The sequence below is a fragment of the Pseudarcicella hirudinis genome (assembly GCF_900115665.1).
In the GTDB taxonomy this organism is placed as follows: Bacteria; Bacteroidota; Bacteroidia; order Cytophagales; family Spirosomataceae; genus Pseudarcicella; species Pseudarcicella hirudinis.
In genome coordinates this window covers 32538-44298 of sequence record NZ_FOXH01000012.1, presented here as the reverse complement: position 1 = coordinate 44298, position 11761 = coordinate 32538, and the positions used below count along the sequence as shown (strand labels likewise).

Annotated in this window: 8 protein-coding genes; all 8 read left to right on the top strand. The window is 38.7% G+C overall.

From position 1 onward, the window contains the following. The first annotated feature begins 3 nt into the window (after positions 1-3). The 8 genes from BM179_RS18150 (at position 4) to BM179_RS18115 (ending at position 11757) form a co-directional block, all read left to right on the top strand. Positions 4-3093 (top strand): TAT-variant-translocated molybdopterin oxidoreductase, encoded by a 3090-nt coding sequence (locus tag BM179_RS18150; RefSeq protein WP_092018586.1) that lies wholly within the window; start codon positions 4-6, stop codon positions 3091-3093. 102 nt (positions 3094-3195) lie between these two features. Continuing rightward, a complete protein-coding gene (gene nrfD, locus BM179_RS18145) occupies positions 3196-4605 on the top strand; it encodes an NrfD/PsrC family molybdoenzyme membrane anchor subunit (protein ID WP_092018585.1) in 1410 nt (469 codons plus the stop codon). Positions 4606-4716: 111 nt separating this feature from the next. Then, the gene (locus BM179_RS18140) at positions 4717-5241 is read left to right on the top strand and encodes a DUF3341 domain-containing protein (protein WP_092018584.1); all 525 of its coding nucleotides are present in this window, start codon (positions 4717-4719) and stop codon (positions 5239-5241) included. A gap of 78 nt (positions 5242-5319) precedes the next feature. Beyond that, positions 5320-5937: a c-type cytochrome gene (locus BM179_RS18135; RefSeq protein WP_092018583.1), complete on the top strand. Its 618-nt coding sequence runs from the start codon at positions 5320-5322 to the stop codon at positions 5935-5937. A 135-nt stretch (positions 5938-6072) separates the two neighbouring features. Further along, a complete protein-coding gene (locus BM179_RS18130) occupies positions 6073-7407 on the top strand; it encodes a quinol:cytochrome C oxidoreductase (RefSeq protein ID WP_092018582.1) in 1335 nt (444 codons plus the stop codon). Positions 7408-7564: 157 nt separating this feature from the next. Then, positions 7565-8674 (top strand): cytochrome c oxidase subunit II, encoded by a 1110-nt coding sequence (locus BM179_RS18125; protein WP_092018581.1) that lies wholly within the window; start codon positions 7565-7567, stop codon positions 8672-8674. Between the two features lie 46 nt (positions 8675-8720). Next, on the top strand, positions 8721-10610 hold the full coding sequence (locus BM179_RS18120) for a cytochrome c oxidase subunit I (protein WP_092018580.1): 1890 nt from the start codon (positions 8721-8723) through the stop codon (positions 10608-10610). Positions 10611-10791: 181 nt separating this feature from the next. After that, the gene (locus BM179_RS18115) at positions 10792-11757 is read left to right on the top strand and encodes a COX15/CtaA family protein (protein ID WP_092018579.1); all 966 of its coding nucleotides are present in this window, start codon (positions 10792-10794) and stop codon (positions 11755-11757) included. The last annotated feature ends 4 nt before the right edge of the window (positions 11758-11761 follow it).

The following is an 11761-nucleotide window of genomic DNA, read 5'->3' as shown; positions in this document are numbered from 1 at the left end:
AATATGGAAAATACTACAAAAAGGTATTGGAGAGGTATAGAGGAGTTAACCAACGATGCTGATTTCGTAAAAAACATTCATAACGAATTCGGAAGTAAGCCTTCTGAAAACGATTATAAGGGTGAAAGTCTGGTGGATGGAACAAGTACTCATCGCCGTGATTTTCTTAAGGTATTAGGTTTCGGAGTTGCTGCTGTATCATTGGCCGCCTGCGAAGCGCCTGTAAAGAACACAATCCCTTATTTAAATAAACCTGAAGATGTTGAGCCGACTATCGCAAGCTGGTATGCATCAACATTTACAGATGGGGGTGATTATGCTTCAGTGCTGGTTAAAACCCGTGAAGGTCGTCCTATCAAATTAGAAGTTAACCCTTCTTCATCTCTTACCAAAGGTCTTTCTGCCCGCGTTCATGCATCGGTATTGAGTCTTTATGATAACGAAAAATTAAAAGGAGCTCAGGTTTCCGGAAAAGCTTCGGATTGGGCTTCTGCAGATAAAGCAATTATTGCTGAACTAGGCAGAATTGCTGCTCAGGGTGGACAGATCAGAATTGTTTCTAATACAATCCTCTCTCCTACTACTAAAAAGGTAATAGCTGACTTCATTACTAAATACCCAACCACAAAACACGTTACTTATGATGCAAACTCTGCATCAGGTCTGATTCAGGCAAATGGTGGTGTTTTACCAAGTTTTGATTTCAGTAAAGCAAAAACTATTGTTTCAATTGGTGCTGATTTCCTGGGAACATGGTTAGGTTCTGATGATTATGCTGCACAATGGGCAAAAGGACGTAGAGTAAGCTCTGCTAAAGGAGGTAACAAAGAAATGTCACGTCACTATCAGTTTGAGACAATTATGTCAATGACCGGAGGTAACGCTGACTATCGTTCTGCTTATAAACCTTCACAGGAAGGATTGGTAGTAACATCATTATATAATGCTGTTGCTCATAAATTAGGTGCTGCTCCTGTTTCTGCTCCTTCTGTTAAAATTGATCATTTAGACAAAGCTGCTGCTGATCTTGTTGCTTCTAAAGGTGCTGCCTTGGTAGTATCAGGTTCAAATGATCCGGAAGTTCAGAAAGTTGTTGTTGCTATTAATGCCCTTTTAGGTTCTTATGGTGTAACAATCGATTTGGCTGCTTCAACTAACTACCGTCAGGGGAATGATGCTGAGATGGCTTCATTTATCAGCGAAGCTAAAGCAGGACAAATTGCAGGGGTAATTTTCTATAATGCAAACCCTGTTTATAATCACCCGCTGGGTGCTGAATTAGCAGAGGCTCTTCCAAAAGTTGCCCTTTCTATTTCTACCAACGACAGAGCAGATGAGACTGGTTCTCTTTGTAAATATAATACTCCTGATTCTCATTATCTTGAATCATGGAATGATGCTGAACCGAAGAAAGGATACTACTCTTTAACTCAGCCGACAATCTCAACTATTTTCAAGACCCGTCAGACACAATCAAGCCTTTTGGTTTGGGCTGGTTTGAATGGAGATTATGCTTCATATCTTGAAAGTAACTGGAAAACTAATCTTCTAAAAGGTGGTAAACTTGCCTGGAGTAATGCTTTACATGATGGCGTTTTCGAACCGGCAGGTATCGCTTCGTCTTCAGCAGTTCCGGCAGTTGATCTTGCTGATGCCTCAGCTAAAATTGCTGCTGCTTACAAACCTTCTGATAAACTGGAATTAGCTATTTATGAGAAGGTAATTATGGGAACAGGTTCTCAGGCAAACAATCCATGGTTGCAAGAATGTCCTGAACCTATCTCTAAAGCATGTTGGGATAATTATGCAACAGTTTCACTTGCCACTGCCAAGAAATTAAATTTTGAAGGTGAAGTTGAACTTGATACTCAGGAGGTTGAGGTTTCTGTGAATGGTAAATCAGTAAAATTGCCATTGCTGATTCAACCGGGTCAGGCAAATGATACTATTGCAATTGCTATCGGTTACGGCCGTACCGCAGCAGGGAAGTCTGCAAATGGTGTCGGAGTAAACGCTTATCCTTTTATTACTAAAGTAAATAATACCTTAGCGTTTTTCAATACTGGTGACGTTCAGATTAAACTTACCGGAAAAGACAGAAAGCTAGCGCGTACGCAGACACACAATACTGTAATGGCCCGTGAAGCGGTAGTTCAGGAAACCGTATTGGCTGAATATCAGAAAAATGTTTTAGCCGGACGTTTCAGACCGGAAATTACAACTGCTGAAGGTAAAAAGTCTGCAATGGACATTTCTATCTGGAATGGACATAAATATAATAATCATGCCTGGGGTATGGTTATCGACCTTAATACCTGTACAGGATGTAGTTCTTGTATCGTATCATGTTCAGCAGAAAATAACGTTGCGGTAGTTGGTCGTCAGGAAGTTGTTAACCGTCGTGAGATGCACTGGATGCGTATTGACCGTTATTACTCTTCTGATGCTAGTGTTGATGATTTAAAAGGATTGGAGCATGCTTCAGAAAATCCTGAAGTTGTCTTCCAGCCAATGATGTGTCAGCACTGTAACAACGCTCCATGTGAAACAGTTTGTCCGGTATTGGCGACAACTCACTCATCTGAAGGGTTGAACCAAATGACTTACAACCGTTGTATCGGTACTCGTTACTGTGCTAACAACTGTCCATATAAAGTTCGTCGTTTCAACTGGTTCCGCTATTACCAGACTGATGATTACGATTTCCATTTCAACAATGACCTTGGACGTATGGTAATTAACCCTGACGTAACGGTTCGTTCACGTGGGGTTATGGAAAAATGTTCTATGTGCGTTCAGCGTATCCAGGCAGGTAAATTGGAAGCGAAGAAAGAGAAAAGAAGACCAGGTCCAAACGAAATACAAACTGCTTGTTCACAATCTTGTCCAACTAATGCTATTACATTCGGAGATATGAATGATCCGTCATCAGAAATCTCTAAATTATTAGAAGTTGAACGTGAAGGACGTGCATTTGGAGTGATTGAAGAAATCAATATCAAGCCAAATGTTTCTTATCTTGTTAAAATCCGTAATAAGGAAAAAGAAGCTAAGAAAGAAGAAGCGAAAGTTGAACACAAAGAGCATGCATAATTAATTATAAATGAATAATGATGAGGAGAGCAGCAAACCGATTCATCATTCTTCAGTTTGTAATTCAAAACTTTATAATTCAAAATTTATAATTTCTAAAATATGTCGCACGTAGTATCACCTATAAGAGAGCATCTCGTTGACGGGGGCAAATCTTATCACGACGTAACACACGATATTTGTAAGCAAGTAGAAGGAGCACCAACGAAAGAGTGGAAAATTGCCTTTGGTGTTTCTTGCGTTATCTTTGCTTACGGAGCTTATTGTCTTTTCTGGACTTGGTGGGAAGGAATCGGAGTTTGGGGATTAAATAAAACTGTAGGTTGGGCTTGGGATATCACTAACTTTGTATGGTGGGTTGGTATTGGTCATGCAGGTACACTTATCTCTGCCGTATTATTGTTGTTCCGTCAGAAATGGAGAACTTCAATCAACCGTTCAGCTGAAGCGATGACTATTTTTGCCGTACTTTGTGCAGCTTCTTTTATCCTTGCTCACATGGGCCGTCCATGGTTATTCTATTGGGCATTACCTCTTCCTAATACATTCGGATCTCTTTGGGTTAACTTTAACTCTCCGTTGGTTTGGGACGTATTTGCGATTTCGACATATCTTTCAGTATCATTAGTGTTCTGGTATATCGGTCTTGTTCCTGATTTAGCAACAATCCGTGACCGTGCACAAACCAAGGCTTCTAAATTCTGGTATGGTTTATTCAGCTTAGGCTGGACGGGATCCGCTAAAACCTGGGCTCGTTACGAATACGTATCATTAATCCTTGCAGGTATTTCAACACCTCTTGTACTTTCTGTACATACAATTGTATCAATGGACTTTGCAACTTCAGTAATTCCGGGATGGCATACTACAATCTTCCCTCCTTACTTCGTTGCCGGTGCGATCTTCTCAGGATTTGCGATGGTACAGACTTTGTTGTTAATCACAAGGGTTGTATTTAAACTTGAAGACTATATTACAATTGAACATATCGAAATGATGAACATCATTGTGACGGTAACTGGTTCCATTGTAGGTATTGCATATTTGACAGAGTTTTTCATTGCCTGGTATTCAGGTGTTGAATATGAAAGCTACTGTTTTATCAACCGTGCTACAGGTCCATACTGGTGGGCTTACTGGATGATGATGACTTGTAACGTTATTTCTCCACAGCTGTTCTGGTTCAAAAGCATTCGTACGAACCTTTTGGTTTCATTCTTCTTGTCAATCGTTGTAAACGTTGGTATGTGGTTCGAGCGCTTTGTAATCATCGTTTCTTCATTACACCGTGACTACCTGCCATCTTCATGGGCAATGTTCTCACCAACAATGTATGACATGGGTGATTATATTTTCTCATTCGGTTTATTCTTTACACTTTTCTTTTTATTCGCTAAATTCCTTCCTGTTGTAAACATGGCTGAGGTTAAAGCCGTAATGAAGGGTGTTTCTTCGAATTACCCGCATAAGAAATCTCACGGTGGTGGAAAAGCCAAGACGACGACTCATTAATTAGTGACTGGTGATTTGAGAATTATACTCTACCGGAACAGGAAAATCATAATTCTCAAATCACAGCTTGCTAATCACTATTTATAACAACATTACAACAGTAAATACACAATGGATACGAATCAAAAATATTTAGTTGGAATTTACGAAGATGAGGATGAAGTATTACATGCTGTTAGTGAAGTAAGAGGCAAAGGTGTTAAAATTGAAGAAGTTTATACACCATTCCCGATTCACGGACTTGATGTAGCATTAGGTCATCCAAGAACTCGTATTCCTAAAGCTGCTTTCCTTTTTGGACTAACCGGTTTAACCTGTGCTTTGTCATTGATTAGTTATACAATGGTTTTTGACTGGCCAATGATTATCGGGGGTAAAGATGCTTTTGCGTTGCCTGACTGGATTCCCGTATCTTTCGAAGGGACTGTACTTTTTACCGCTTTTGGTATGGTATTCACATTTTTAGCTTCTAATGGCTTGTGGCCAGGTAAAGAGCCAAGACTTTTCGATTTGAGAGGAACAGATGATAAATTTATCATGGCTGTTAACTTAGGTAGTAACAGATTGTCTGAAAATGAAATCGAATCTGTATTGAAAGAGTCAGGTGCTATCGAAGTAAACGTGAAGCAGTTTTAATAGTAGGCAAATGTTTTGGTAAATAGGCTGAGCCTAATCGCCAAAAGCCAATGACCAACGACTAATATTTCTAAGAATATGTTTACCATAAAAACAAAGGGTTTCCTAGTCGCCGGAGCAGTTGCAATAGCAATGTCTTCGTGTAGAGACACCCACAATAATCCAGGTACTGAATTTGCTCCTAATATGTACCATTCGGTGGCATATGAGCCAATGACCCAATCAGAAGGTGATACAAATACTATCAATCCTCACGGAATGAATATGCGTTTGCCGGTGAAAGGAACAGTTGCTCGTCGCTACTATCCTGCAAATCTGAGCGATTCAGTAAAAAGAGCATTATTACAGGAAGACTTAACAGCTCGTCTTGTACCATCTGACAGTATTGCTATGTCAGAAGCTATTTTGAAAAACCCTTTTACAGCTACTCCTGAAAACATCGAGGCTGGGAAATTGCAGTATGAGCGTTTTTGTCAGCATTGCCATGGTGAGGCGGGAAAAGGAGACGGGTTGGTTGGAAAAATGTACAAAGGTGTTCCTGTATATTCAAGTGACGCTTTGAAAGATGTCAATGACGGGCATATTTATCATACAATTACTTATGGAAAAGGACGTATGTGGGCTCATGGCTCTCAGATCACTCCTGAAAACCGTTGGAAAATTGTATTATATGTTCATGAACTTCAGAAACAATAATTTTGCAGTTCGAAGATTCTAGAATCTGATTTCAAAGAAATAGAGTTTGTTTTAAAACCTGTCTTTGCTTTCGAATTTTAAATCTTCTGATTCTCGGATATTCAAATTAAATTTTAAAATTTTCAAATAAAAGATATGGCGGGACATTCACATTTTTCCCCAGCAAACGTCGAAGAACATTTTGAGTTCACGTCGGAAGGTCGCAAAAGAGTTATTTTGGCTTTTGTGGCGGGAGTAGTGGCTCTGGTAATTGGAATATTTTTGTTGTCAAGAGGAGAAGGACATGAAGCAGCTCATGCTGTAGCGGCTCATGGTGCTGAGCACGGAGGACATCTGTCGGGTGGAGCCGTTTCTCATCATAGTGCGGCGTACGACTGGACAAATCGTATCTGGGTTAACCTTTGGCTAAACGGAGTGTTTTTTACAGGTATTGCAATCATCGGAATGTTCTTTGTTTCGATTCAGTATTTGGCAAAAGCTGGTTGGTCTTCTGTTTTAAAAAGAATTCCTGAGGCTTTCCCTAAATTCTTGTTCGTTACATTTCCAGTATTGTTGTTAGTATTCATTTTCAAAGGAGATGTTATTTTCCACTGGTTGCACCATGGAATCACTGATCCTGCGAGTGAGCACTATGATAAAATTATTGCCGGAAAATCAGGATACCTGAATAAGACATTTTTCCTTATTCGTATGGTTGTCTTTTTTGCCCTGTGGCTGATCTTGTGGAGAAGTATGCGTAAACGCTCATTAGATGAAGATCTGAATGGTGGAACTACTAACTTTTATTCAATGGTTAGAATTGCTACAGGATTTATCGTTGTAATGGGTATCTCTAGTTCAATGTCTGCATGGGACTGGGTTATGTCAATTGATACACACTGGTTTTCTACAATGTTCGGCTGGTATATGTTCTCAAGCTGGCATGTTACAGGTTTGGCAACAATTACGCTAACAGTTCTTTTCCTTAAAGATAAAGGCTATATGCAATATGTAAATGCGAATCATTTGCATGATTTGGGTAAATTTATGTTTGCCTTCTCTATTTTCTGGACTTACGTTTGGTTTGCTCAATTCCTTTTGATCTATTATGCTAACTTCCCTGAAGAAACAATCTATTTCCTTGAGCGTTGGGAAGGTCATGACAAAGTTTATAAGGCGACTGAAATTCTGAATGTATTTTTCAACTTCTTCTTCCCATTCTTAATCATGATGACTCGTGATGCAAAACGTACACCGATTTTCCTGAAAATCTGTTGTGCATTCATCATCGTTGGTCATTACCTTGATTTTTATCAAATGATTATGCCAGGAACCCTTGGACCAAATGGAGGATACGGTTTAGTTGAATTTGGAATGGTTACTATTTTTGCTTCAGCATTTATTTATGTTATCTCAGGAGAATTAACAAAAGCTTCATTGGTAGCAAAAAATCACCCATTCCTGGAGGAAGCATTACATCATGATATTTAATTACTAAATTTGAATAATTATTCAATAAGGTAATAATAGCATAGATAATAATATCGGATGTCTTAAGACATCCGATAAATTTTTCTGAAAAATCAAGGTTCATCATTTAATGAACTGTTTTAAGTATAGACAACCAAAAATCTAAAATTTCAAGGTCATGACATATCTAATTGGTCTTTTGTCGGTAGTTTTTCTGGTGCTGGCAATTATGATTGTCAACAAAAGTATGGCTCTGTCAAAGGGCATTCAAAAAGACTCGGAGAGTGAGGTTCCTGTTGATGGAGCGAATAACCTTAATGCTGTTGGAATGGTATTATTCTTAGTATTAGGATCTATTGGGGCAGCCTGGTCATTTTTACATTCACAACCTGACTTTCTTCCGGTAGCAGCCTCAGAACATGGTTTGATTACAGACAGAATGTTCTGGATCTCTATGGGTATTATCACCTTTGCATTCTTTGTAACCAATGCTTTGTTGTTCATTTTTGCTTTCCGCTATCGTTGGAAGAAAAATAATGTAGCAGTTTTCTATCCTGTAAACCATAAACTGGAACTTATCTGGACTGTAATTCCTGCTATTGTAATGGCTGTTTTAGTATTTACTGGTTGGAGAACTTGGAGAGATATTACTTCTAAAGCTCCTGAAAATGCAGTAGTTATTGAAGTAACTGGTCATCAGTTCGGATGGTATGTTCGTTATTCTGGTAATGATGACAGCAAGTTGGGTAACTACAATTATAAGTTAATTGATGATACCAATAACATTGGTATTGATTATACAGATCAGAATTCATTTGATGATTTTACAGCAAATGAAATGCATATTCCTAAAGGAGTACCTGTATTGTTGAAAATCCACGCACAGGATGTTTTACACTCTGTATATCTTCCATATCAGCGTGTGAAAATGGATGCTGTTCCGGGAATGCCTACTAAATTCTGGTTTGTTGCTAATAAGTCAACGGAAGAAATGCGTTATGAATTGGGTAAAGCTGATTTCAATTACAAATTAAACTGTACAGAGATTTGTGGTAGAGGTCACTTTGGTATGGCAATTACTGTATTTGTAGATGAGCCTGAAGATTATGCTGCTTGGTGTAAACAACAAAAACCGTTTTTGACTCAAAACCCAACGTACTTGGCTAAAGTACCTGAGAATTTGAAGGCTAAAGCTGGTAAATACATCGAAGCTGCTGCTCCTGCAGATAGCTCTACTGCTGAAACTGAAGCCGCTCCGGTAGCAGGTACAAGCTCAGCACTTCGTTAATTTGTTTCAATTTGAAATTAGTTCAATAGCAAAAGATTAAAAAACTATGGCAACTGCTGAATTACACGCACACGACGCTCACGCACATGCACACGACGAGCATGAGCATCATGAGCTAGGGTTTATACAAAAGTATGTCTTCTCCGAAGATCATAAGACCATTGCAAAGCAGTATTTAATTACTGGTATTATCTGGGCTTTCTTCGGTGGTGGATTGTCTATCTTATTCCGTCTTCAACTTGGTTTTCCGGATATGAACCTTGAATGGTTAAGACCATTATTAGGTGGATGGATTGATGAATCAGGTAAACTGGATAAAGAATTTTATCTTGCTCTTGTTACCATGCATGGTACAATCATGGTATTCTTTGTACTGACAGCAGGTCTTTCCGGTACGTTTTCGAACTACCTGATACCATTGCAGATTGGTGCGAGAGATATGGCATCCGGATTTATTAACATGCTTTCTTTCTGGTTTTTCGCCCTTGCTTCAGTTATAATGTTTTCTTCATTATTTATTGAAACAGGACCAGCTTCAGGCGGATGGGTTATTTATCCTCCGTTAAGTGCTTTGCCACAGGCAATGCCGGGTTCTGGTTTGGGGATGACCTTATGGTTAACAAGTATGGCCTTCTTCATCGTTTCTCAATTGATGGGTGGTATTAACTATATCTGTACGATCATTAACCTTCGTACAAGAGGTATGTCGTTTACCAAACTTCCATTGACAATCTGGTCATTCTTCTTTACTGCTATTTTAGGTTTGTTGTCATTCCCTGTACTATTGTCAGCAGCATTATTGTTGATTTTTGACCGTAGTTTCGGAACGTCATTCTATTTGTCAGAAATCTATATTCAAGGTGAAGCACTTCCGAATATGGGAGGTAGCCCGATTCTTTATCAGCACTTATTCTGGTTCCTTGGTCACCCTGAAGTTTATATCGTATTACTTCCTGCATTGGGTATTACTTCTGAGATTATTGCTACAAACGCAAGAAAACCTATTTTCGGTTACCGTGCGATGATTGGTTCAATGATGGGTATTACGTTACTTGCATTCATCGTTTGGGCTCACCATATGTTTATTACAGGTATGAACCCGTTCCTTGGGTCTGTATTTATGTTCCTTACCCTGATTATTGCAGTGCCATCAGCGGTAAAAGCATTTAACTATATTACAACTTTGTGGAAAGGTAATATTATTTTCACGCCTGCAATGTTGTTCTCAATTGGTTTGGTTTCTTTGTTTATTTCAGGTGGTTTGACTGGTATTATTCTAGGTAACTCTGCTCTTGATATCAACTTACACGATACATATTTTGTAGTAGCTCACTTCCACCTTGTAATGGGTGCTGCTTCATTCTTTGGATTAATGGCAGGGGTTTATCACTGGTTCCCTAAAATGTTCGGTAAAACAATGAACAGAACAATGGGGTATATTCATTTCTGGTGTACATTCGTTGGCGTTTATTGCGTATTTTTCCCGATGCACTATATCGGAATTGCAGGTTTCCCAAGAAGATATTATTCATTTACAGCATTGGCAAATGATGCTCAGAACTCATTTACCGATTTGAACATGTTCATTTCGATTGCTGCAATTCTTACGTTCTCGTCTCAATTGCTTTTTGCTTTGAACTTCTTCTATTCGATTTTTAAAGGTAAAAGAGCTACTCAGAACCCTTGGAACTCTAATACTTTGGAATGGACAGCTCCGATTGAATTAGGACATGGAAACTGGGAAGGAGAGATTCCGGCAGTTTACCGCTGGCCATATGATTACAGTAAACCAGGTTCTGCTTCAGATTTCATTCCTCAGAACGTACCATTCTCTGCAACTCCTGAGTCTAACTTACCGGAGGAAAATGAGGAGATTGCTAAGGAGAAAGAAATAGAAGGATTATTGGAAACTCAGAACGGAGTTTACAATCACTAAGATTTGTTTTTCAAATACTTTTCTTGAATAACCTATTTCAAGAATATAAATTGAGTTTCAGATTGAGAATATGTTAGTTTCAATATCTAGCATATTCTCAATTTTTCTTCTGATAAGGTGGTTAGGTTAGATTTTCTACCATTCGGATTATCTATCTGATTAAGGTTTTATATATTAAGATATGCTTTTTCGCAAACTTGGTATCTTAACAATAGTTACAGTTTACTTGTTGGTTCTGGCAGGTGGTATTGTACGTAGTACTGGTTCAGGAATGGGATGCCCTGACTGGCCAAAGTGTTTTGGAAGATGGGTTCCTCCTACTCAGGTTTCTGAGCTTCCTTTAAATTATCAGCAGATTTATGCTAAAAAGTTACATGGTGAAGTTGAGTTTAACCCGGTAAAAACATGGATTGAATATGTCAATCGCTTATTGGGGGCTTTCACCGGAATAATCGTTTTTGCAACATTCATCGCCTCTATTCCATATCTTAAAAAAGATAAAACCATAGTTTACCTCTCGTTTTTAGCAGTAGTTTTAATTGGAGCCAATGGTGCTCTCGGGAAGTTTGTTGTAGATTCATTTTTGAAGCCTGGTGTTGTTACGGCTCACATGTTGCTGGCAGTGTTAGTGATTTTTGTGTTATTGTATGCCATTGCGAGGTCCTGGTCAAGTGTTACGAAAGTAGAGTCAGTGATTGACAGACCCGGATTAAATAGAATTTTGATTGTGACCTTAATCCTTTCTACCGCCCAGGTCTTACTTGGGACACAGGTCAGAGAGGCAATAGATAAAGTAGTTTCAATATTTGGTTATGAAAACCGATATGTATGGATAGAGCAAATGGGCTTATCCTTTTATATTCACAGATCGTTTTCATTAGTACTCTTGGGATTACACTTTTATGTAATCTGGAAGCTAAACAAAAGTATTCAGACCAAAGGTATTTTATTCAGATTTGCTTTTGCCCTGTTGCTCATGGTAATTATTGAGATTGCAACGGGGATGATTATGGCTTATTTGGGTGTTCCTCCTTTAGTGCAGCCTGTACATTTAACTTTAGCTTTACTGGCATTAGGTATTCAGTTTGTAATTTTATTATTACTTAATTCAGAAATAGTGTTTAAAAAAGGAGCAGAGTTGAATTAAGCTC

Bases quoted from the DNA above. Each gene is read 5' to 3' on its own strand.
- BM179_RS18150 (WP_092018586.1), top strand. From the start codon at position 4: ATGGAAAATACTACAAAAAGGTATTGGAGAGGTATAGAGGAGTTAACC.
- nrfD (WP_092018585.1), top strand. From the start codon at position 3,196: ATGTCGCACGTAGTATCACCTATAAGAGAGCATCTCGTTGACGGGGGC.
- BM179_RS18140 (WP_092018584.1), top strand. From the start codon at position 4,717: ATGGATACGAATCAAAAATATTTAGTTGGAATTTACGAAGATGAGGAT.
- BM179_RS18135 (WP_092018583.1), top strand. From the start codon at position 5,320: ATGTTTACCATAAAAACAAAGGGTTTCCTAGTCGCCGGAGCAGTTGCA.
- BM179_RS18130 (WP_092018582.1), top strand. From the start codon at position 6,073: ATGGCGGGACATTCACATTTTTCCCCAGCAAACGTCGAAGAACATTTT.
- BM179_RS18125 (WP_092018581.1), top strand. From the start codon at position 7,565: ATGACATATCTAATTGGTCTTTTGTCGGTAGTTTTTCTGGTGCTGGCA.
- BM179_RS18120 (WP_092018580.1), top strand. From the start codon at position 8,721: ATGGCAACTGCTGAATTACACGCACACGACGCTCACGCACATGCACAC.
- BM179_RS18115 (WP_092018579.1), top strand. From the start codon at position 10,792: ATGCTTTTTCGCAAACTTGGTATCTTAACAATAGTTACAGTTTACTTG.